Below are 22,928 nucleotides of genomic sequence, written 5' to 3'. Positions count from 1 at the left end.
ACGCTCTCATGCCTGACGGATGTAAACCTGAGCCGGCTTGTGCGACAGGAAGCCGCTCACGGTGTACGAGTGGTGATAGGCGCCGCATTGCGAGAACACGACGAAGTCGCCCGGCTGCGGCAGCCGCGGATGACGCTCGAGCCGGCCGATCACGTCGGCGCGGTTGCAGGTGTTGCCGACGAACGTGACCGGCAGCGTGTTCGGCGCGCGATGCGCGTCGGCGGGCCCGGCCGGCACGAGCGTCGGCGCTTCCCAGGTCTTCAGGACGGCTTCCGTTTTCGCGAGCAGGAAGTTGTGGCTCATGCCGCCGTCGCACACGGCGATCACGCGGTCGTCCCAGACCTTGACCGCGCGCACGCGCGTGACGAACACGCCCGCGTTCGCGAAGATCGCGCGGCCCGCCTCGTGCACGAGCGTGTAGCGCTTCGCGAGCGGCGCGATGCGCGCGCGGTAGCGCTCGAAGGTTGCGTCGTCGTGGCCTTTTTCCGAAAACCCGCCGCCCAGGTTCAGATGCGTGACGGGCGCGCGCACGAGCGATTCGATCTGCTCGGCGAGCTGCGCGAGCGCCCACGCGAGGTCGGCCGAATCCGCGTCGCCGCCCTTCGTCGGGCCGGCGCGGAAGTTGCCCGAGCCAACGAACGCGTGCAGCCCCGCCACGCGGCGGCCCGCCTGCGTGAGAAGGTTCGCCATGCCGAGCGCCTCCGCGGGCGTCATGCCGAAATGGTCGCGCAGCGATTTCGGCGCATGCGCGCCGAGCAGCGCGCCCGCGTTGATGCGCAGCATCACGTCTTCGGTCTCCTTGCCGGACGCGAGCGCGATGAAGCGGCGCACCATGTCCGGACCGTCGAGGATGAAGTGGCAGCGCGACGCGATGCCCGCGCGCATCAGCGCGTCGCCCATCGCCGGGTTGTTCAGGTACTTCACGTGCTTGCCGCGCCCGACGACGGTGTCGAGCTCGCCCTGGCTCGCGAGCTCGATGCCGTCTTCGAACGCGTGCGCGCAACGCAGGAACAGGTCCGCGTGCGAGTTCGCCTTCAGCGACACGACGAGGCGCGTGCCGAGTGCCGCGCGCAGTGCGGCGTAGCCGGCGAGCACGCATTGCGGGTCGAACACGTAGCAGGGCGTGTCGAGCCCGTCGAGCCAGTCGGCGTTCCCGGCGTCGGCCGCGGCGTGCGGCGCGGATCCGATCGTGTCAGTGTTCATAGGCCTCGGAAGGAGTGGACGACGAAGCGACTTCGAGCGGATGCAGCGCGACGGCGGCGAACGCGCCGACGTTCGACTGCATGACGCCCATCACGTGCCGGCCCGCGTCGAGCGCGGCGAGGCCGTCGTCGGCGAGATTGATGGCGAAATCGGAGCAGCACACGTGGCCGCAGCGCGCGACGTTCTCGCCGAACAGCCGCTCGGCGGGTACGCGCAGCGCGCGGCACAGCGCATGCCAGCCGCGCAGATCCGTGTTGATCGGCAGGATGCGCTCGTAGTTCGCGATCGGCCGGCCCGTCAGCGCGCACGCGGCGTCGACGACACGGTGCGTGTGCAGCCATTCGGTCGAGATCATCGCGCGCTCGACATCCTTCGCCGAATCGGAGCCCGGGTACCACGCGGCATGGTTGTGCAGCGCGACGCCGCCGACGCGGTTGCGGCGGCTGTTGCGGGTCACGAGCAGGCATCCGGCGCCGTCGCCCTGGATGCCGGAGAACTGGCGCAGCCGGGTGGCTTCGTCGTACGCGCGGTCGGCCGACACGACGAGCGCCGATTGCGCCTGCGGATACGCGACGAAGAGCGCGCCGATCATCCTGATCGCCGCGGCGATCGACGCGCAGTTCAGTTGCTCGATCGATCCGCTCCACAGCGGCCGGATGCCGTGCGCGTGCGCGACTTCGTAGGGCAGGCTGCGCGGCGGCGCGGGCATGCTGAACGTCTGCGTGTGCACGTGCACCATCAGGTCGATCGACGACGGCGCGATGCCCGTCGTGTCGACGAGCGCGCCGACCGCGCGCGACGCGAGCTCGACCTCGCTCGTTTCCGGCGCCGCGTGGAAGAACCGGCAGCCCGATTCGAGGATCGCGTCGACCTGCGCGCGCGGCCATGCGTGGCGGGCCGCCCACGCGTCGATCTCGATCGCCGCGTCGGGCAGCTCGTACGCGGCGGCGTCGATGCCGATCCAGTGGTTCGCTTGATCTGGGCGCATGGCGTCACATGTCCATTGCGAGCGGCATGTCTTCGTAATCGATCACGTCGAGCTGCTCGAAGGTCCGTCGCACGCGCGGCGTGAGCAGGCCGATCTCGCGGATCGTCGGCACGAGGCGGCGGAAGATCGAGCGGCGCAGCGCGCGCGACACCTCGGATTCGCGCACCATCTGCGCGCAGGCCTGCTTCGAATAGCCGAGCGGCTCCCAGATGTCGTCCGCGCACAGATGCTCGTACAGCACCGACGCGCCCTCGCTCACGAATTCCTCACGCTCCTTCATCTCGGCGGACGTCATGTCCGAATACACGCGGGCGAGCGTGAGCCGGCCGACCGCGAAATGGCGCGCCTCGTCGCGCTGGATGCGTGCGAACAGGTCCTTGACGAACGGATCGGTGCTGAACGCGACGACGGTCTGGAACGTCGACAGCGCGATTCCTTCGACGAGCACCTGCATCCCGAGGTTCGTGATGTCGAGCGCGTTCGACGTGACGGTGTCCTTCAGCAGCCCTTCGAGCGAGCGGCTCATTGGGTAGCGCACGCTGATCTTCTCGTTGACGAGCTTCGCGTACGCCTCGACGTGGCGCGCCTCGTCCATGATCTGCGCGGCCGCGCACAGGCGCGCGGACAGGCTCTCCTCGGCGCTCGCGAGCTTCGATGCGCAGATGAGCGCCGCCTGCTCGCCGTGCAGGATCTGCGACAGCAGCCACCCCTGCCAGTGGTGGCGCATCTCCGCGCGCTCGGCGGCGCCGAGCCTGTGCCACAGATCGGTGCCGAACACGAGCAGCATCCCGTCGGGCATGCCGAGCGGATTGTCGGGGTCGAGCGTCACGTTCCAGTCGATGTCGCGGTTGACGTCCCACTGAGCGGCCTTCGCCTTGTGATACAGGTTCGTGAGCGCGGTCTCGCGATACTCGTAGTCGCCCATCATCAGCGCGTCGACGGGCATCGACCAGCGATGGCTGCGGGCGGCGTCTTCGTACGGTTGCATAGTGGCTTCCATGGTCGGTTAGGCGAAGCGGGTGTCCGGTCGCGCCGCGTGGCCGGCCGCGGCGCCGTCGGCGCGCGCGAGCCGGATCGCGTAGCGCGGCCAGTCGCGCAGCAGCGCGGCTTCCAGCGCGTCGAGCCGGTCCTCGCTCGCGCTCGCGAAGGCGAGCGTGTTGTCGCCCGGGTAATCGAGATCGCGGCGAATCTGGTCGACGATGCCGATGCCGGGCTGCGCCTTGACGCGCGACCAGAACGCCATCTGCGTGTCGAGGCCGCTGCCGATCAGCACGCGCGGATCGAGCAGGTTCGCGGGCAGCGCGCCGTTGTACGGCATCCGGAACCGGACGAATACGCGCGTCTCGGCGCCGAGCGCCTGCCACAGCGCATCGACGAGTTCCGACATGAAGCGCGCGTACTGCGCGTGGTCGAGCAGCACGGGCGCCGTCGAATCCGGCTGGTACGCGGCAAGGCGCGCGTAGTCGTCGGTCGTCGTGGCGGGAATGCCGTAGCTCGACGCGCGCACGAGCACCGGCGTGCGGGGCGCGCGTTCGAGCCGGTAGCGGTGAATGGCGAAGGGCGTCATGCGGTGTCGTCCAGGCGAAAGCGCGCGGCGGCGTCGTATCCGATCTCGGCGATCGCGAAGTAGCCGTTGAGCGCGAGCGAGCCGACGATCGCGCGTGCGACGGCCGGCGCGCCGGGCGCGCATCGATGCAGCAACAGCGAGATCCACGGATCGCTGCCGAACGCGTGGCCAAAGCGCGCATGGCCGTCCGGATGCACGGGCGCGCCGCCGAGGCACTTGAGCAGCGCCCGCCGCGATGCCTCCTTGAAGAACGGCGGCGCGACCGGCGTGCCCGGGCGTTCGCGGCCGAACGCGGCGAACGCCCGGCCGAGCATCGCGAGCGCGTGCGCGGGCGGCGCCGCGCCTAGATGCAGCGGCCAGTCGACGCCCGGCGCGACGTCAAGTGCGAGCGTGCAGATGCCGAAGCCCGACGCGCCCCATTGCGGGTTGGTCAGCCAGTAGCTGAAGCGATGGATGTCGACGTCGACGATCTGCAGCAGCAGCCGGCGCGTGCCGGTGTGCATCGCCTTGCCGAGCGTTTCGCGGAACACGTATCCCCAGCTCGCGCATTCGTAGCCGTGCGTGAGCCAGTCCACGGCGCGCGGCCCGTGCGATGCGATCGCGCCGACGAACGCGGCGTGATGCGGCGAGTCGTCCATCAGCAGGCCGGAGAGGATCGTCGAGCACACCACGTAGTCGTCGATCGCGGCATGCCCGGACGCGGTCCCGACGCACGCGAGCGCCTCGCGGCCGAGCAGCCGGCCGAGCTGCGCGGCGGCGTCGAGCAGATCGTCGACGCCGCCCGCCGCCGCCGCGATGCGCCGGTACGCGAGCGCGCGCAACTGCAGGCGCGCAGCGGAGAGCGTCGTCGCGGTGGGTTCCGGAATGGGAGCGAGCTCGATCATCGGCGGCCTCGTGTGCTGCTTCGCGCCGCGCGTTACGCGGCCGTCTGCGGCGCGCGCAGTTCGGCGTCGAGCTGCGCGAGCGTCGTGTATTGCGTGATGTTCAGCGTTTCGGGATCGATCGAGCCGTAGAGCTGCTCGCAAAAGACGATCAGCTCGACGATGTTCAGCGAGTCGATGCCGAGCTCGCCGATGCCGACGTTGGTTTCGACGGCCTCGACGTGCAGGATCTTCGCGACTTCGCGTGCGAGAAGGGGCAGCGTTTCAGCGGCTGGCGTGCTCATGACAGGTTCCTTTTTCGAGTGGAAAGACAAACGGTGAACTGTGAACGGCGGATCAGGCGCGCTTCGTGCCCATCCGGATTTCGTAGTAGCAGCGGTATGCGCTGCCTTCCATCTTCGACAGCGCGAGCAGGTCGCGCTGATCGTCGAAGCGGCGTACCGCGCCGCCACGCACGAGATCGCCGAGCAGCTCGTTCGCGGCGAACTTGAGCGCGAGCACGCGCTGCACGGTGTCGGCGCCATAGACGCTCGAGCGCGACTGCGTGCGCGCGGCGTCGGCGACGAAGCGCCGGATCGATTCGTGCGCGGGCGAGAGCGCGAGCCGGCCTTCGCGCGCGAGCCAGCCGACGTGCGCCATCAGCGCGCGCACGAAGTACGGGCGCACGATCGTCAGATACTTGCTGAACACGTTCGGGCCGCCGATGCGCAGGCGATCCTCGGGCATCGTCTCGACTTCGCCGCGCACGTTGCCGAGCTGCAGTCCGCCTTCGAGGAACGGCTCGCCGCACACGGCGCGTTCGAGCGTGCGGTACTGCTCGGGCCACACGAGATAGGCGGCCGGCATGAACGCGCCCGGCGCGCGCACGGCGACGAGCCCGATGCTCTCGCGATGAGCTTCGATGCCCCATACCTTGTCGATCGCGAGCACCATGCGGCCGTCCTCGCCGCGCACGGTCGAGCGCCAGCTCGCGAGCGCGGGGCCCCCGCCGTCGCTCATCAAAAAGCGCAGATGATGACCCGCCGCGCGATACGCCTGGACCTTCGCGTCCTGCTCCGGCGTCAGGAAGAGCGCCGACATCACGCGCGAGAAGCCGCGCATGAACGGCTTGAAATGTGGCGCGAACCCTTCGTGCGCGATTTGCTCGAGCACCGCCTCGGTTTGCGCCGATTGCTCGTAGCGCAGCGGTGTCGTCGCGCGCGCATCGTCGCGTGCGGCGGCAAGGGTGCGCGGCTGCGCGATGATCATGTCGCTGTCGAGCAGGCGCGTCGCGCCGGCGCGCAGCAGCGCGTCGAGCGCCGCGGGCGGCGCGCCGAATGCGGCGAGGCGCTCGCGAACCGGCTGCGCGGCGAGCGTCGGCAGATCGGCGGCATCGGGGAACGTGCGCGTAGGCGTGTCGGGCAGGGCGGTGTCGAGCATCATCGGCGATCGTGCAGTGGCATGCGTTGGAGAAGCCGTGCGCGGAAAGCGCGCGGCAGCGGAGCGCGAAGCGGCGGCGCGGTCATGGATACGACGCGACGCGATCGGCATCGGAGCGGCGCGATGGCGGCAGCGCGATCTCGCGCAGCTCGCCGCTCATGAACATCGCGCGCGCCTTCAGTCGTTGCGGCTTGCCGCTCGTCGTGCGCGGCAGCGCGCCCGGTTCGACGAACGCGATGCGCTGCGCGCAATAGCCGAGCCGCTGCTGCATGCGCGTCTGCAACTCGGCGCGCGAATCGCTGTTCGCGTGATTCGCGTGCGCCTCGACGAGGACGACGAGATTCTCGGTGCCCTGCGTCTCGTCGTGGATGCCCACGGCGATGCATGCGCCTTTGTAGACGGCCGGATGGCTGTCGATCGTCTCCTCGATCTCGTGCGGAAAGTAGTTCGTGCCGCGAATGATGATGATTTCCTTCTTGCGCCCGAGAATGAAGAGCTGGTCGCCGCTCACGTAGCCGATGTCGCCCGTCGCGAACCAGCCGTGCGCGTCGAACGGTTGCGGCGCGGGTGCGTCGGCGCTCGGCAGATAGCCCTGCATGACCGACGCGCCGCGAATGAAGATTTCGCCCGCGTCGCGCTCGGCGGCGAGCCGGCCCTGCGCATCGCGTATCTCGTAGGCCATTTCGTCGAGCGGCGCGCCGACGGCGATCAGCGTGTCGGTCGCGCCCGCGTGAGCGTCGGGCACGGGCGTTGCGCGGTGATGCTGCGCGAGGGACGCGGTGTCGATGCGATCGGCGATCACGTGCGCGAACGCCGAACTGCTCGGTGTGTCGATCGAGCGGTGCAGCGTGACGGCGAGCGTCGCCTCCGCCATCCCGTAGCACGGCTGCAGCGTCGATGCGTGAAAGCCGAATGGCGCGAACGTCGACGCGAAATCGGAAAGCGTCGCGTGATCGACCCGTTCCGCGCCGACGAGGAACGTGCGCAGATGGCTGAAGTCCGCGCCGTCCATCGTCGCCGCGTTGAAGCGGCGCACGCAGTAGCGCAGCGCGAAGGTCGGCGCGACGGCGATCGTCGAGCCCGTGTGCGCGATGCGCCTGAGCCAGCCGAGCGGATTGCGCACGAAGCTCATCGACGGCATCAGCCGCAGCGACGTTTTGCAATACAGATGCAGCAACAGGCTGACGAGGCCCATGTCGTGATGCAGCGGCAGCCAGATCACGGTGTTGTCGCCGGCGTGCTTGCTGTAGCCGCATGCGTTCGCGATGCCGGCGATGTTGGCCGCGACGTTGCGATGGCTGATGACGGCCGCTTTGGGATGCGATGTCGAGCCGGACGTCAGCTGGATGTGATGCGTGTCGTCGGCGCTGCGCCGCGCGAGCCGCGGCTCGGCGCCCGTCGACGCGGCGCGCAGGATGCCGACGTCGATCACGCGCGCGCCCGTGTCGCGCAGTCGCGCCTCGAGCTCGGCGACGTGCGCGGACGCCGTGAACACGAACGTCGGGCGATAGAGCAGGCACGCGACTTCGAGCACTTGCGGGCTCGAGCCGCTCGCGCGCTTGAGCGGCGGCGGCACCGTGCACGGCACGACGCCCGACAGCACGCAGCCGACGAGGAGCGCGAGATAGTCACTCGTCGCGGGCAGCGCGAGGAGGGCGAGATCGCCCGCCCGCGCGCCGAGCGCGTTCAATGCGGCGCTCATGCGCAGGCCCGCTTCGCTCAGTTGTCGGTAGGACAGCACGTGCTCGATGCCGCTCTCGTCGAGCGTGCCGACGCCGTGCGCGTGGCGGTTCCGACCCTCTCCGAGCGGAGCCAACAGCCTTTCGATCAGCAGCGAGGAATCGCGCATTGACTGCCCCTTTATTAAAAAGTCGCTAAAACTCGATTCGCAATAATTAATCGGAATTGTTCTTCAAATAAGCGCGCTTTCCTGACAATTTCCATACGGGAAACGAAGGTTCAGAGCCCAAATTTCATTGGCAACATGCTTGACGGAGAAGTTCCGTCGCCGAAATACTCGTCATCGGCACGTAAGCGGCGCTGTGCCGATCGCGGCGGAACCCGCGTCATAGGCCTGTCCGACCATATGGCGGGCCGGTGCGATCGCTCGCGGTGAATTAATGCGCGGAACACACGCGTTAAAAAACTGCACAAACGTTCGGCGAAAATTCAGGTATAAACGGCTATCGAGTTTCCGAAATGTCGATAACTCGCGACGAGGCGTAGTCTCACCCATTAAGGTCGATTAATGCCAATACCGAATTACGACAGATTGATACTTGGAACGAAAAAGATGATCGATCTACGACGCCTGCGTTATTTCATCGTCGTCGCCGAGGAGCTTCATTTCGGCAAGGCGGCCCAGCGTCTGCACCTTGCGCAGCCACCGCTCACGCGGCACATCTCCGCGCTCGAAGGCGAGCTCGGCTTGCGGCTGTTCGATCGCTCGACGCGCTCGGTGAAGCTCACGGCCGAAGGCGAACTCTTCCTGCCGCACGCGCGCGAAGTGCTCGACGCCGTGCATCGCGCGGAGATCGCGTCGCAGCGCGCGGCGCTCGGCAAGGAAGGCAAGGTCGCGCTCGGCTATACGAGCTCGGTGCCGCTTTGCGATGCATTCGGCACGCTGATCCGCAATTTCGCGCGTTCGTTTCCGGACATCGAGCTGTCGCTCGTCGAGGCATCGTCCGCGCAGCAGAGCCGCAGCATCAAGGAAGGGTTGCTCGACATCGGCATCGGCTGGAAGAATTCTATCGAGGACTACGAGGGATGCCGGGTCAAGACGATCGCGGCCGAGCCGCTCGTCGTCGCGGTGTCGGAAGAGCGCGAACTCGCGAACGAGGCGTCGCTTGCCGTCGAGCGGCTCGCCGACGAGACGTTCGTGCTGTTTCCGCCGGGCTACGGCTCGACGCTCGACCGCAAGGCGTTCGACCTGTGCGCGACGGCGGGCTTCACGCCGCGGCGCGGGCCGAGCGCGTCGCAGATGACGACGATGATCGCGCTCGTCGCGGCGGGACGCGGCGTCGCGATCGTGCCCGAGGCCGTATCGACGCTGCGCAAGCCGGGCGTCGCGTACGTGCCGCTCACCGACGCATCCGCGCTGATCGAGCTCGTACTGATGTGGCGCGAGGCGGGACTGTCGCTTGCTGCGCGCTCGTTCGTCGAGTGGCACGAGGCGCACGTCGCGCAGCGCATCGAGGGCATGGTCGGCGTCGATTGACCGCGCGCCGAACGCCGCGGCGCGATCGGGCCGCCACGGGCGTCGCCTCATCCACGTTTGTGCTTGTCGAGCGCGCCGGCGCTCGCGGCTTCCTCCTCGCATCCCTTTCTCGATACGCCGTGCGCATCGTGCGTAAGCGCGACGTGGCAACGCGACCATCGCGCAAGCCGTCCCGGTCTTCCCGTTCCCGCCGCGCCGGCGGCAAGCCGCGGGCGACATTCCCAAGATGCATACCAGTATGGACGACTGGTGCTATTCCGGTCTCTGTCGGCTGGCTTTCCTGACCGGGCGTCGATGCTGACGCACGTCAACCAACGTCAATGTCTAGGGTAAATACCTATCCTGAAGTGCTTTGTAAATAAAGGGTTTTGACGTGTTGTCTCCCTTGCCGGGCAACCGTTTCGGCGATTTCAGAAGGGCGGCCGGCCGCAAATTGACTGGTATTATTTTGGTTATATAATGGCTTCGCTTTTTCGGACGACGCCCTTGTACGCCCTTCCGTTTTCGCACCCGGAGACCTATGGACATCGGCTGGTCGGCGCTGGCGCCGGACGCCCGCAGCGACACCCCGCTCTACCTGCAGCTCGCCCGCAATCTCGCCGACGCGATTCACGGCGGCACATGGCGAGCCGGCGAAGCGCTGCCGTCCGAGCGCGGCTTGTCGTCGGCGGCCGGCGTGTCGCGGATCACGGCGCGCCGCGCGCTCGCGCTCCTCGTCGAGCAGGGCCTCATCCGCCGCGTGCGCGGCGCGGGCAGCTTCATCACGCCGCGCGTCGCCGATCCGCTGTCGCGGCTCGTCGGGTTCTCGGCGAAGATGCGCCAGCGCGGGTTCGCGCCCGATTCGGTGTGGCTCGCGCGCAGCCTGCGCGCCGCGCGCCGCGACGAAATCGCGCGCTTCGGTCTTTCGTCCGGCGCGACGGTCGCGCGCCTCGAACGGCTGCGGCGCGCGGACGGCGTCGTGATGGCGTACGAGCGCTCGACGCTGCCCGCGACCTGCGTGCCCGAGCCGCAGGTGCTCGAAGGGTCGCTGTACAGCTACCTGCAGTCGCGCGGCCTCGAAGTGGTGCGCGCGTCGCAGCGGTTTCGCGCGGTGAACGCGCCGACCGACGTCGCGCAATGGCTCGGCGTCGCGCCGGGCGCCGCGCTGCTCGTCATCACGCGGATCGGTTACGGCGCCGACCGGCGCGCGATCGAGACGACCGAAACCTATTGCCGCGACGACTATTACGATTTCGTCGCCGAGCTGAAACGCTGACACGACAGACTGTCGGCGGCAGCCCGGACGACCCGCAGGCCCTCTCGCAGCAGTACGCAGTACCGACCCAATACGCATCACCAGATATCAGAGAACGTCATGCTGACCGGAAACATACTCACCTCCGAAGGCTGGATCCACGGCACGCTCGAGTTCGAGAACGGCCGGATCACCGCGCTGTCGGGCGACGCGACGGACCCGTCGAAGAACGACGCGCCTTACGTGCTGCCCGGCTTCATCGATCTGCACGTGCACGGCGCGGGCGGCGCCGACGTGATGGAAGGCGGCGACGCGATCGAGATGATCGCGCGCACGCACGCGCGCTACGGCACGACGAGCCTGCTCGCGACGACGATGACGGCGCCGCGCGACGAGCTGATGCGCGTCGTCGCGGATCTCGGCGACGTCGCGCGCGTGCGCACGCCGGGCGGCTCGCGCGTGCTCGGCGTGCATCTCGAAGGCCCGTACATCAATCCCGGCAAGCTGGGCGCGCAGCCGGACGCGGCGGTTTCCGCGGTGCTCGACGAGGTGCTGAAGTATCTGTCGATCGCGCCGATCCGCGTCGTCACGCTCGCGCCGGAAATCTCCGGCCACATCGAGATCATTTCGGAGATGGCCGCGCGCGGCGTGCGCGTGCAGCTCGGCCACTCGCTCGGCACGTACGACGACGCGGTCGCCGCGCTCAAGCACGGCGCGTGCGGCTTCACGCATCTGTTCAACGCGATGTCGCCGCTGCATCACCGCAATCCGGGCATCGTCGGCGCGGCGCTCGCGCACGCCGAGTACGCGGAGATCATCCCCGATCTGCTGCACGTGCATCCGGGCGCGATCCGCGCCGCGCTGCGCGCGATTCCGCGCCTGTACGTCGTGACCGACAGCACGTCGGCGACGGGCATGCCCGACGGCGAGTACCGGCTCGGCAGCCAGCGCGTGACGAAGTGCCTGGGCGGCGTGCGCCTCGCCGACGGCACGCTCGCCGGCAGCACGCTGACGATGGACCAGGCGCTGCGCAATCTCGTGTCGCTCGGCCTGCCGATCGCCGACGTGTCGAACCGGATGTCGCGCTACGCGGCCGACTATCTCGGCGTCGCCGATCGCGGTCGCATCGAGCGCGGCGCGTGGGCGGATCTCGTCGTGTTCGATCGCGAACTGAACCTGACTGCGACCTTTGTCGAAGGAGAATCGATTGTCGAATATGCTTAACGAGGCGCGCGAGTCGGCGCGCGTCGTCGCCGCGCAGCTCGCGGACACGCGCCGCGTCGAGGCGCTCGCGCTCCACCTCGCCGCGAACGTGCCGCAGGTCGCGCTGACCGTCGCGCGCGGCAGCTCCGATCACGCGGCGAGCTATTTCGCGAGCCTGACGATGAGCCGCCTCGGCGTGCCCGTCGCGTCGCTGCCGATGTCGGTCGCGACGCTGCAGCAGGCGCCCCTCAAGGTGCAGGGCCAGCTCGCGCTCGCGTTCTCGCAATCGGGCAAGAGCCCGGACCTCGTCAACACGATGACCGCGCTGCGCGAAGCCGGCGCGCTGACGGTCGCCGCCGTCAACGTGCTGCCGTCGCCGCTCGCCGACGCGTGCGAGCATCCCTTGCCGCTCCTCGCCGGCCCCGAGCTGTCGGTCGCCGCGACGAAGAGCTATATCGCGATGCTGTCGCTGTCCGCGCAGCTCGTCGCGTTCTGGCAGCGCGACGCCGCGCTCGTCTCCGCGCTGCGCAGCCTGCCCGACGCGCTCGGGCAGGCGGGCCGGCTCGATTGGTCGTCCGCCGTCGAGGAGTTGCGCGACGTCGAGCGGATGATCGTGATCGGCCGGGGGCTCGGCCTCGCGATCGCGCAGGAGGCGGCGCTCAAGCTGAAGGAAACGTCGGGCATCCAGGCCGAGGCGTTCTCGAGCGCCGAAGTGCGGCACGGCCCGATGGAGCTGATCGACCGCGACTATCCGCTCCTCGTGTTCGCGCCGCCCGGGCCGGAGCAGGAGGGTCTTCTGCAACTCGCGCGCGACATGCGCGCACGCGGCGCGCGCGTTTTGCTCGCCGCGCCCGGGGGCACGCCCGACGCGACGCTGCCGCTTGCGCGCACCGCGCATCCGGCGCTCGATCCGATTGCCGCAATCCTTTCGTTCTACGTGATGGCAGCCGAGCTCGCCGTCGCACGCGGCCGCGATCCCGACGCGCCGCGCCATCTGCACAAAGTCACCGAAACTCACTGACGATCACCGACCAGACGAGACAGCCATGAGACGTGCCGAGGAGTCACAGTTGAAGCAAGCATCCCACGACCAGACCGTGCTGGTCGCTCCGTTGACGGGACCCGTCGTGCCGCTCGCCGACGTGCCCGATCCTGTGTTCTCGGGCGGCATGTTCGGCGACGGCATCGGCATCGATCCGCTCGAGGGCCGGCTCGTCGCGCCGTGCGCGGGCATCGTGTCGCACGTCGCGCGCACCGGCCACGCGGTGACGATCGCGGCCGACGGCGGCGCGGAAATCCTGCTGCACATCGGCATCGACACGGTCGAGCTGAACGGGCTCGGCTTCGCGGCGAAGGTCGCGGAAGGCGCGCGCGTCGCGGCGGGCGATCTGCTGATCGAGTTCGATCAGGATGCGATCGCGCGCTCCGCGCATAGCCTCGTGTCGGTGATCGCGGTCGCGAATTCGGATGCGTTCGAAGTCGTCGGGCGCGCGGGCGCGGGCGTCGCGAAGGCGGGCGAGACGCCGCTGCTTACGCTGCGCGCGCGCAGCGCGGCGGCGGGCGCAGGTGTAGGCGCAGGCGCCGCCGCCGCCGCCGCGAGCGCCGCGGAGCCCGCCGCCGAAGCGCGCAAGTCGATCACGCTCACGCAGCCGGGCGGCCTGCACGCGCGGCCGGCCGCCCGTGCGCGCGAGGCGGCGCGCGGGCTCGACGCACACGTCGACGTGCATTTCGAAGGCCGCAAGGCGGCGCTGCAAAGCGTCGTCGGGCTGCTCGGCCTCGGCGCGGGCGAGCATGCGACGATCGAGCTCGTCGCGACGGGCCGCGACGCGGCGAAGGCGATCGAGCTCGTCGCGCACGAGCTGCTGCGCGAAGCGCACGGCGAGGTCGAAGAGAAGCCGGCGCGCATCGTGTCTCCGGCGCCCGTCGTCGCGGCGGCGGGGCTCGCGCCGCTCGATCCGAACACGCTCGCGGGCGTGTGCGCGGCGCCCGGCATCGCGGTCGGCGCGCTCGTGCGCTGGGACGACGCGGACATCGCGCCGCCCGAGCTCGCGAGCGGCACGCCGGCGGCCGAGAGCCGCCTGCTCGACCGCGCGCTCGCCGCCGTCGACGCGGAGCTCGAGACGACGGTGCGCGAAGCGTCGCAGCGCGGCGCGATCGGCGAAGCCGGCATCTTCGCCGTGCACCGCGTGCTGCTCGAAGACCCGGCGCTCGTCGACGCCGCGCGCGACTTGATCAGCCTCGGCAAGAGCGCGGGCTACGCATGGCGCGAGACGATCCGCGCGCAGACCGCCGTGCTGTCCGACGTCGACGACGCGCTCCTCGCCGAGCGCGCGGCCGATCTGCGCGACATCGACAAGCGCGTATTGCGCGCGCTCGGCCACGCGAGCGCGACCGCGCGCGAGCTGCCCGCCGAAGCGGTGCTCGCGGCGGAGGAATTCACGCCGTCCGATCTGTCGTCGCTCGATCGCGAGCGCGTGCAGGCGCTCGTGATGGCGCGCGGCGGCGCGACCTCGCATGCGGCGATCATCGCGCGCCAGCTCGGCATCCCGGCGCTCGTCGCGGTCGGCGATGCGCTGTATGCGATTCCGGAGCGCACGCAGGTCGTCGTCGATGCGAGCGCGGGCCGCCTCGAATACGCGCCGACCGCGCTCGACGTCGAGCGCGCGCGCTTCGAACGGCAGCGTCTCGCGGGCGTGCGCGAAGCGAACCGGCGCGTGTCGGGCGAAGCCGCGGTGACGCGCGACGGCCACAAGATCGAAGTCGCCGCGAACATCGCGACGCTCGACGACGCGCGCGTCGCGGTCGACAACGGCGCCGACGCGATCGGCCTGTTGCGCACCGAGCTGATGTTCATCCATCGGCAGGCCGCGCCCACGACGTCCGAACATCAGCAGAGTTATCAGTCGATCGTCGACGCGCTGCAAGGGCGCACGGCGATCATCCGCACGCTCGACGTCGGCGCGGACAAGGAAGTCGACTATCTGACGCTGCCGCCCGAGCCGAACCCGGCGCTCGGCCTGCGCGGGATCCGGCTCGCGCAGGTGCGCCCGGATCTGCTCGACGATCAGCTGCAGGGGCTCCTCGCGGTGCAGCCGTACGGCTCGGTGCGGATCCTGCTGCCGATGGTGACGGACGTCGGCGAGCTCGTGCGCATTAGGAAGCGCATCGACGACTTCGCGCGCGCGATGGGCCGCGCGGAGCCCGTCGAAGTGGGCGTGATGATCGAGGTGCCGTCGGCCGCGCTTCTCGCCGACCAGCTCGCGAAGCACGCGGACTTCCTGTCGATCGGCACGAACGATCTCACGCAATACACGCTCGCGATGGACCGCTGCCAGGCGGATCTCGCGGCGCTCGCGGACGGCTTGCATCCCGCCGTGCTGCGGCTCGTCGACGCGACCGTGCGCGGCGCCGAGAAGCACGGCAAGTGGGTCGGCGTGTGCGGCGCGCTGGGCGGCGACCCGGTCGCGGTGCCGGTCTTGGTCGGCCTCGGCGTGACGGAATTGTCGGTGGACCCGGGGTCGGTGCCGGGCATCAAGGCGCAGGTGCGCCGTCTCGATTACCAGCTGTGCCGGCAGCGCGCGCAAGACCTGCTCGCGCTCGAATCGGCGCAGGCGGTGAGGGCAGCAAGCCGCGAGATCTGGCCGGCGGACTGAAGAGCGTCCGGCGTCAGGCGTATCGCGTGCGTTTCGGTTTCAACCCACATGGCTGAGCAATTATTCAACGACGAGACACGATAAGGATTGGAGGATCGAATGGACGGGAACCCGTTTCTGAAAATACAAAGCCTCGGTCGGGCGCTGATGCTGCCGATCGCGGTGCTGCCGGTGGCGGGCATCCTGCTGCGCCTCGGGCAGCAGGACGTGCTCAACATCAAGATGATCGCCGACGCCGGCGGCGCGATCTTCGACAACCTGCCGCTGCTGTTCGCGATCGGCGTCGCGGTCGGCTTTGCCAAGGACAACAACGGCGTCGCGGCGCTCGCGGGTGCGATCGGCTATCTGATCGAAGTCGCGATCATGAAGGACATCGATCCGAAGCTGAACATGGGCGTGCTGTCGGGGATCATCGCGGGCGTCGTCGCGGGGCTCCTGTACAACCGCTACAAGGACATCAAGCTGCCCGACTACCTCGCGTTCTTCGGCGGCAAGCGGTTCGTGCCGATCATCACGGGGCTCGCGTGCGTCGTGCTCGGGATCGTGTTCGGCTACGTGTGGCAGCCGGTGCAGCACGCGATCGACGCGATCGGCCAGTGGCTGCTGACGGCGGGCGCGATCGGCACGTTCGTCTACGGGTTCCTGAACCGTCTGCTGCTCGTCACGGGGCTGCACCACATCATCAATTCGCTCGTCTGGTTCGTGTTCGGCACGTTCACGCCGGCGGCGGGCGGCGCGGCGGTGACGGGCGACCTGCACCGCTTCTTCGCGGGCGATCCGACCGCGGGCGGCTTCATGGCGGGCTTCTTCCCGATCATGATGTTCGGCCTGCCGGCCGCGTGTCTCGCGATGTTTCACGAAGCGCCGAAGGAGCGTCGCGCGGTCGTCGGCGGCCTGCTGTTCTCGATGGCGCTCACGTCGTTCCTGACGGGCGTGACCGAGCCGATCGAGTTCAGCTTCATGTTCCTCGCGCCGGTGCTCTACGTGATCCACGCGGTGCTGACGGGGCTGTCGCTCGCGATCTGCCAGATGCTCGGCGTGAAGCTCGGCTTCACGTTCTCGGCGGGCGCGATCGACTACGTGCTGAACTACGGGCTGGCGACGAAGGGCTGGATCGCGATCCCGCTCGGTGTCGCGTACGGCGTCGCGTACTACGGCCTGTTCCGCTTCTTCATCCGCAAGTTCAACATGGCGACGCCGGGCCGCGAGCCGGCCGGCGCCGACGCGCAAGCGCAGTCGTTCGCGTCGGGCGGCTTCGTCGCGCCGACGGCCGGCGCGTCCGTGCCGCGCGCGCAGCGCTACATCGCGGCGCTTGGCGGCGCGGCGAACCTGTCGGTCGTCGATGCGTGCACGACGCGCCTGCGTCTGTCCGTCGTCGATCCGAACAAGGTGTCCGAAGCGGATCTGCGCACGATCGGCGCGCGCGGCGTGCTGAAGCGCGGCGGCAGCAGCGTGCAGGTGATCATCGGGCCGGAGGCGGACATCATCGCCGACGAGATTCGCGCGACGCTCGGCAGCGGCGCGGCGGCGTCCGCGCCGGCTGGCGCCGCGGCTGCGGCTGCGGCCGCGCCTGCCGCGCCTGCCGCGTCTGTTGCGTCTGTTTCGGCGGCATCGGCCGCCGGCTCGCCGGCCGGGCCGCTCGATCCGGAACCGACGCGCTGGCTCGCGGTGTTCGGCGGCGCGACGAACGTCGCGTCGCTCGACGCGGTTGCGGCGACGCGCCTGCGCATCGTCGTGCGTGATCCGTCGGCGGTCGATCGTCAGCGCCTGGCGACGCTCGACGTCGCGTGGGTCTCGAGCGACACGTTCCACATCGTCTGCGGTCCGGCGGCGCCGCGCTACGCGCAGCAGCTCGCGGCGCGCCTGCCGTCGACGGACGGCGGCGCGGCGGCTCAGCCGGCCTGACGCGACTGGGTCGGCCGAATCCGCGCGGCGGGTTCGGCTTCGATCGACAAACGGGAAACGGCTTGCGATTGTCGCAAGCCGTTTTTTCTTTGATCCGGCGGTCGGCGCAGGCGGTTTTTCGCGCGGCGAAAGGCGAACGGCAAAGGAAACGGCACGCGGGCGGCGCCGCGGCTTCGGCAGAGCGGCATCGCGGATCGCCGGCGCGCCGAAGGCGGCTTGCTCGATGCGCGAGACATCGTGTTTCTTCGAGGTGCGATTCGGCGATGCCACTTGCGAAGCGGCGAGCGAAAAAACTAGCGAAAGAAGCAAGCGAGAAGGCGGCCGCGTGCCGGACCGACACCGCGAAGCCTGATTCCGGACGCGAGCGCTGCGCCTGTCGCCCGACGAAAACGACGATCGCGAACGGCAATACGCGCTCGACATGGCGCCGCGCCGATCGGCGTCCGGGCGCGTCCGCATCGTCTCTGCGGTGGTCGTGGCGGCGGCGCAATGTATGGCTCGCGGCGCGCGCTTCGGCGAATCAGCCGCGACGGCGGTTTGCCGAGCCGATCATTCGCCGCATGGGCGGCGCCCCGATCGAGCGTCGCGGCGTGCCGGGCAGGCGGCCCATCGATGAAGCCGTGCCGCCATGGGCGTCGCGAAGCCGCGAGCGACGCACGCGCCCGAACCGGACATCCGCCGCTCGATCGAGTGCCGCTCGCCCCCCGCATTGATATCGAACAAGCCGGGCGACGCGCACGCAACGCGTCGCCCGGCTCGCCGATCACTCGCCCGTCAGCGTGAACGTCGGCTTGCGATACCCGATGCCCGCGCGTTCGAGCTTCGGCAATTCGCGCTGCTTGAGCACGGTCGCGAAGCCCGCCCAGTCACGTTCGAGCGCGGCCGTGTCGACGTGATGCGTGTCGCCGAGCTTGTAGCGCACGCCCGCCGCATACGGCAGCTCCCAGTCGGCCCGGTGCCACGCGCGCTCGGCGAGCGCGAGGAGGCGCGGATACACCATGTATTCGAGCAATTGCCCGTTGCGCATCACTTCGCCCCACGCCTGCCCCTGGATGCCCTCGATGCGCGGCGCCGCGCCCGCGCTCGTCACCTCGAACGGGTTGCCGTCGCGGTCGCCCATCACCTCGGCGTTCTGCGGCAGGTTCTCCGGCGCGAGCGAAAACACCTTGTACTCGTCCGTCGCCTGCGATCCCCAGTAGTAGCCGCGCTCGCGCGGATTACGCGTGTACGGGAAATCGAAGTACAGGTAGTCGGGCAGCGCGAGCACCGTCCGATAGCCCTTCGCGCTCAAGTCGCGCGCGCTGTCGGACGCGCCCCAGAAGATCGTGTCCCACAGCGACACCATCACGCTGCGCGTGCCGAAGTCCTGCGGCCCGTTCGCGTGCTTGATGCCGTCCTGCCATGCGGCCATCGTGCCGATCCCGTTCGCGTTCACAACGGCGCTGACCTGCTTCGCGAAGCGCGTCGGCAACTCGTCGATCGACTTGATTTCTCCGCGCTGCAGCAGCGCGGTGCATGCGGGCGAGCGCGCCCACGGCTTGTCCTGCGCGGCGAGATCGACGCGGCCCTTGCCCGGATCGGTGCCGTCGAGCGGCTGGAAGCCCGCGCCGAGCAGGATGTTCTTCGCCTCGTCGCCGCCGAAGTGCCAGATGCGCAACGGCGCTTGCGCGTCCGCATGCATCGACGCGATCTCGCGGATCACCTTCGACGCGAAGTTGAGCGCGCCCGGCATGCACGGGTTCAGATCGCTGCGCCGGTCGTAGAACTGGACCGTCAGCAGGTTCGACGTGTCCTGCGGATCGAGCAGACGATACGCGTTCGCTTCCTGCTCGCGGCCCGCCGCGTGCAAGCGGCGATAGCGCGCCTCCATCGACACGACGGCCGCGCGAGAGTGAGCGGGCATGTCGATCTCGGGGATCACTTCGATGAAGCGATCGGCCGCGTAGCGCAGCAGCGCGATGTAGTCGTCGCGCGTCAGATAGCCGCCGCCCGAGCGATTGTCCGGCCCGGAGCCGAGCTGCGGCAGCAGGCAGCGCGTTTCGCTCGGATCGTGGCAGCGGCGCGAGCCGATGTCGGTCAGCTCCGGCAGGCCCGGAATCTCGATGCGCCAGCCCTCGTCGTCGGACAGATGCAGATGCAGCCGGTTGAGCTTGTACGCGCTCATCTGGTCGATCAGGCGGCGCAGCGTCGCCGGCTGCTTGAAGTTGCGTGCGAGATCGACGTGCATCCCGCGATGGGTGAAGCGCGGCGCGTCCTCGACGAGCATCGCCGGCACGGTTCCGCCGCCCGCCGGCGCGAGTGAGAAGAGCGTCTGCACGCCGTGGTAGAGGCCCGCGCGATCGTAGCCTTCGACGAACGCGCCGCGCGGTCCGATCGCGAGCCGGTAGCCGCCCGGCACCGCGATGTCGGCGGGCAGCCGGCGCGGCGCGACGACGCCCCAGACGGGCACGCCCGCGCCGTCGAGGCCGAGCGTGCCCGCGCGATCGCGCAACGCCGCGACCTGCGTGGACGAGAGCGCCGGCAGCGTCAGATCGACGCCGCGCAAATCGAGCGCGCCGGGCAGCGCGCGCTGCCGCTTCACGCTCGGCAGCGCGCGGCTCGCGACCGGCTGCGCGGCGACGGGCGGCGCATTGCCGGGCGAGTTGCTCTGCGCGTCGGCGGGCAGCGTTTCGACGTAGCGCAGCTCGTCGTCCGTGTCGTCGTACCGGAGCACCGCGGGCGGCGCGCCGTCGACGACGACGTACGGGCGTGGAATCACGTCGCTGTAGCGGCGCAGCCAGTATTCGGCGACGAACGGCAACTCGATCCGCTCGCCTTGCGCGAGCTTGATCGTGCCGGGCTGCGGCGTCAGCTCGTACAGATCGCCCGTCAGATGGCGCAGCGCGAAGCCCGGGAGATCGATCCTGAGAATCCGTCGAATGCTGTGCAGATACAGCCGCCAGCCGCCGTCGGCGATCTGCGGATGGCCGCGGTTCTGCAGGATCAGGCGGCCCGTCGCGCAACTCGCCCAGTCGGCGCCGAGGTCGGCGCATGGCACGCCTGCCGACGCCGCGTGATTGTTGTCGACGGAGACGCGCACCGCGAGGCCGTTCGCCAGCATCGCGGCGAGCTCGGCGGGGGTGGCGGGCGCGGGGGACGTCCGTGCGGCCGTCGCGGCCGGGCCGGCGGCGGCCCGCGTGGGTAGCTGCGCGCGCGATGCCGCGGGCAATAGCGCCGCCGCGGCCAGCAAGGCGGCGCACAGGGAATGCGAGATTCGATTCATGGGGATTCCTTGGAAAAAAACGGCGATACGACGCCGTGGGATTACGTCGCTGCGATCGGGTCTTTCAAGGAGGCTGCGGAGGAGGCTCGGGCGCCGCGCGGGCGAAAGGGAGGACGAAGCGTGCGTTCGTGCGCGCGGTCGCGCGTCACGGGTCGGGTTCGGGGCGGTCGCGCCGATCGTGCTGATCGTGCCGCTCGGGGCGGCGGCGCGCGGGCGTGTTCATGAGCGACGCGCGGCCACGCGAGCGGTGACGAAGCGTGCCGCGATGCCGAAGGGGCCAAACGAGAAACGGGCGGGCTGCGCGGCGCGACTCATCGGCGGCGCACGGCGAGCCGCCGGCGAACGTTCGAGCCTGATCGTCGCGGCGCAGCGCGGGCGGCGGCGCGTGCCGGCATCACCGAATGTGGTGGAAGCGACGATGCCGGCCAAACGGAAATCCTTCATGTCTCCTCCACCGATGTGGATGCGGCCTGTGAGCAGCCGTGTGAAAGATCTTATGAAACCTTCTATTGGTGTTCAAGTGGTATCAATCTGGAATCGGATTGGCATTGGATTTTGCAAAAAAGGGATGGATTGATGGATTGAACGATGCGGCGGGTGGGCTGCGCGTTCAGCGAAGGCGGGAGGCGGAAGACGAGGATGAGCGCCGAGCAGTCGCGGCGGCCGCGGCAAGCGAGCGGCGACGAAAGAAGCCGGCGGCGGGGAGGCAGGCGCGAAAGCGGAAGACGCAAGCGACATGCATCGGCGGCGCGGCGCGCGGTTCATTTTCGGCGAAACGGGCTGCGAGCGATTCGCCGAAACCGACGGCATTGCGTCGACGCGAGCGGCAGATGCGACGAAAACGAGAGCGTTGCCCGCCCGGGCGCGCCGCCGCCGATCCGCGACGGCTATGCGCGAAACCGAACCCGCTCACGCACGAGGCAAAAACAAAAAGCCCTCGCGCGAGGCGAGGGCCAGGGTTTGGTCTTGCGGCATTGAATCGCGCGTGTCGAGCCCGGAACAAACAAGCGAACAAGCGAACGACGAACGACCGCTCGCGTCCGCTGCCGAACCGGCGCGGCGCTAGATCGGCCCGACGCGCGCGCCGCCGTTACGCATCGCGCTTTTGCCGCGCTTCGAGCCACATCGCATTGATGATGCCGAACGCGAGCGCGACGCCGATGCCGAGAATCCAACTGAAGTACCACATGATCTGACTCCTTCCGAATCTTGCCAGGAACCGGCCGCGTCGTGCCGAGCACGCGGCGGCCGGCCGAACGTCAATACATCGAGTGCCGGTTTTCCTCGAGCGCGCGCGACGTGACCTTGCCGCGCAGCACGCGGTACACCCAGCCCGTGTAGAGCAGGACGATCGGCAGGAACACGATCACGGCGGCGAGCATCACCTGGAGCGTCAGCTTGCTCGACGTCGAATCCCAGACCGTCAGGCTGCTCTTCGGATCGAGCGACGACGGCATGATGAACGGGAACATCGAGAAGCCCGCCGTCAGGATCACGCCGGTGATCATGAGGCCCGTGCAGATGAACGCGGTTTTCTCGAACTTCGAGCCCGCGAGCAGCATCGCGAGCACGCCGCCCGCGATGCCGACGATCGGCGCGGCGATCGTCCACGGATACAGGCCGTAGTTCACGAGCCACAGGCCCGGGGCGGCGGAAACCTGCTTGAGGAGCGGGTTCGCGACGGTGTCGAGGGGCGCCGCCTGCGTGATCTGGAAGCCGCCGATGAACGACGCGATCAGCCCGCCCGCGAGCACGAACAGCACGACCGCGACGAGCGACGACACGCGCAGCGCGATCGACGCGCGCTTCGCGATCGCGCCGTCCGTCTTCATCTTGACGAACGCGGCGCCGTGCGCGACGAGCATCGTCAGGCTCACGAGCCCGCAGACCAGCGCGAACGGATTCAGGAGCGCCCAGAAGCCGCCGTGATAGGTGACGCGCATGTCGGTGTCGAACGCGAACGGCACGCCCTGCAGCAGATTGCCGAACGCGACGCCGAACACGAGCGCGGGCACGAAGCCGCCGACGAAGAGCGCCCAGTCCCAGCTCGTGCGCCAGCGCGGGTCGTCGCGCTTGCTGCGGTAGTCGAAGCCGACGGGCCGGAAGAACAGCGCGAACAGCACGAGCAGCATCGCGAAGTAGAAGCCCGAGAACGACGCGGCGTAGACGAGCGGCCAGGCGGCGAACATCGCGCCGCCCGCGGTGATGAGCCAGACCTGGTTGCCTTCCCAGGTCGCGCCGACCGTGTTGACGATGATCCGGCGCTCGTCGTCGGTCTTGCCGAGGAACGGCAGCAGCGCGGCCGTGCCCATGTCGAAGCCGTCCGTCAGCGCGAAGCCGATCAACAGTATGCCGACGAGCAGCCACCAGATGACTTTGAGAGTTGCGTAGTCCAT

Annotated in this window: 18 protein-coding genes; 6 read left to right on the top strand and 12 right to left on the bottom strand. The window is 69.2% G+C overall.

Translation table 11 applies throughout. The features are described 5' to 3' along the window. Nucleotides 1-6: 6 nt before the first annotated feature. The 8 genes from BG90_RS05460 to BG90_RS05425 form a co-directional block, all read right to left on the bottom strand. Nucleotides 7-1,203 carry a PLP-dependent decarboxylase gene (locus BG90_RS05460; protein ID WP_010113817.1) on the bottom strand — a complete coding sequence of 399 codons (1,197 nt, stop codon included), beginning with the start codon at nt 1,201-1,203 and terminating at the stop codon, nt 7-9. Then, nucleotides 1,193-2,191, bottom strand: coding sequence for a beta-ketoacyl-[acyl-carrier-protein] synthase family protein (locus BG90_RS05455; RefSeq protein ID WP_010101511.1), 999 nt, complete (start codon nt 2,189-2,191; stop codon nt 1,193-1,195). Before BG90_RS05455 ends, BG90_RS05460 begins: the two co-directional genes overlap by 11 nt. Nucleotides 2,192-2,195: 4 nt before the next feature. After that, nucleotides 2,196-3,179 (bottom strand): ferritin-like domain-containing protein, encoded by a 984-nt coding sequence (locus BG90_RS05450; RefSeq protein WP_025989637.1) that lies wholly within the window; start codon nt 3,177-3,179, stop codon nt 2,196-2,198. 18 nt (nt 3,180-3,197) lie between these two features. Beyond that, nucleotides 3,198-3,758: a hypothetical protein gene (locus BG90_RS05445; protein WP_010113819.1), complete on the bottom strand. Its 561-nt coding sequence runs from the start codon at nt 3,756-3,758 to the stop codon at nt 3,198-3,200. After that, nucleotides 3,755-4,642 carry a hypothetical protein gene (locus BG90_RS05440; RefSeq protein ID WP_010113820.1) on the bottom strand — a complete coding sequence of 296 codons (888 nt, stop codon included), beginning with the start codon at nt 4,640-4,642 and terminating at the stop codon, nt 3,755-3,757. The genes BG90_RS05445 and BG90_RS05440 overlap by 4 nt, the downstream gene beginning before the upstream one ends. 32 nt (nt 4,643-4,674) lie before the next feature. Then, nucleotides 4,675-4,923: a phosphopantetheine-binding protein gene (locus BG90_RS05435; RefSeq protein WP_010113821.1), complete on the bottom strand. Its 249-nt coding sequence runs from the start codon at nt 4,921-4,923 to the stop codon at nt 4,675-4,677. A 52-nt stretch (nt 4,924-4,975) separates the two neighbouring features. Next, complete coding sequence (locus tag BG90_RS05430; protein WP_010101521.1) at nt 4,976-6,061, bottom strand: hypothetical protein; 1,086 nt, start codon at nt 6,059-6,061, stop codon at nt 4,976-4,978. Between the two features lie 79 nt (nt 6,062-6,140). After that, entirely contained in the window at nt 6,141-7,907 is a 1,767-nt protein-coding gene (locus BG90_RS05425) for an AMP-binding protein (RefSeq protein WP_010113822.1), read from the bottom strand. A gap of 444 nt (nt 7,908-8,351) precedes the next feature. Here BG90_RS05425 and BG90_RS05420 point away from each other — a divergent pair, with 444 nt between their 5' ends. The 6 genes from BG90_RS05420 to nagE all read left to right on the top strand — a co-directional run bounded on the left by BG90_RS05420 (nt 8,352) and on the right by nagE (nt 17,270). Continuing rightward, a complete protein-coding gene (locus BG90_RS05420) occupies nt 8,352-9,275 on the top strand; it encodes a LysR substrate-binding domain-containing protein (protein ID WP_010101523.1) in 924 nt (307 codons plus the stop codon). A gap of 520 nt (nt 9,276-9,795) precedes the next feature. Then, a complete protein-coding gene (locus BG90_RS05415; protein ID WP_010113823.1) occupies nt 9,796-10,530 on the top strand; it encodes a GntR family transcriptional regulator in 735 nt (244 codons plus the stop codon). A gap of 99 nt (nt 10,531-10,629) precedes the next feature. Next, nucleotides 10,630-11,733: an N-acetylglucosamine-6-phosphate deacetylase gene (gene nagA, locus BG90_RS05410; protein WP_010113824.1), complete on the top strand. Its 1,104-nt coding sequence runs from the start codon at nt 10,630-10,632 to the stop codon at nt 11,731-11,733. Beyond that, the gene (locus BG90_RS05405; RefSeq protein WP_010113825.1) at nt 11,726-12,733 is read left to right on the top strand and encodes an SIS domain-containing protein; all 1,008 of its coding nucleotides are present in this window, start codon (nt 11,726-11,728) and stop codon (nt 12,731-12,733) included. Before nagA ends, BG90_RS05405 begins: the two co-directional genes overlap by 8 nt. Nucleotides 12,734-12,758: 25 nt before the next feature. Next, nucleotides 12,759-15,365: a phosphoenolpyruvate--protein phosphotransferase gene (gene ptsP, locus BG90_RS05400; protein WP_038802851.1), complete on the top strand. Its 2,607-nt coding sequence runs from the start codon at nt 12,759-12,761 to the stop codon at nt 15,363-15,365. Nucleotides 15,366-15,464: 99 nt separating this feature from the next. Further along, the gene (nagE, locus tag BG90_RS05395) at nt 15,465-17,270 is read left to right on the top strand and encodes an N-acetylglucosamine-specific PTS transporter subunit IIBC (protein ID WP_045568075.1); all 1,806 of its coding nucleotides are present in this window, start codon (nt 15,465-15,467) and stop codon (nt 17,268-17,270) included. A gap of 763 nt (nt 17,271-18,033) precedes the next feature. Here nagE and BG90_RS05390 read toward each other — a convergent pair. From BG90_RS05390 to cydB, 4 genes are all read right to left on the bottom strand, one after another. Continuing rightward, complete coding sequence (locus BG90_RS05390; RefSeq protein WP_045568074.1) at nt 18,034-20,532, bottom strand: family 20 glycosylhydrolase; 2,499 nt, start codon at nt 20,530-20,532, stop codon at nt 18,034-18,036. Between the two features lie 219 nt (nt 20,533-20,751). Then, a complete protein-coding gene (locus BG90_RS34715) occupies nt 20,752-20,976 on the bottom strand; it encodes a hypothetical protein (RefSeq protein WP_124072308.1) in 225 nt (74 codons plus the stop codon). A gap of 646 nt (nt 20,977-21,622) precedes the next feature. Continuing rightward, on the bottom strand, nt 21,623-21,721 hold the full coding sequence (gene cydX / locus BG90_RS05385; RefSeq protein WP_004550904.1) for a cytochrome bd-I oxidase subunit CydX: 99 nt from the start codon (nt 21,719-21,721) through the stop codon (nt 21,623-21,625). 70 nt (nt 21,722-21,791) lie between these two features. After that, nucleotides 21,792-22,928, bottom strand: a complete 1,137-nt coding sequence (gene cydB, locus BG90_RS05380) for a cytochrome d ubiquinol oxidase subunit II (RefSeq protein WP_010113838.1) — start codon at nt 22,926-22,928, stop codon at nt 21,792-21,794.

It is taken from the genome of Burkholderia oklahomensis C6786 (assembly GCF_000959365.1).
Classification (GTDB): domain Bacteria; phylum Pseudomonadota; class Gammaproteobacteria; order Burkholderiales; family Burkholderiaceae; genus Burkholderia; species Burkholderia oklahomensis.
Note: the sequence above shows the minus strand (reverse complement) of the source record. Positions and strands in the feature narration are given on the sequence as shown.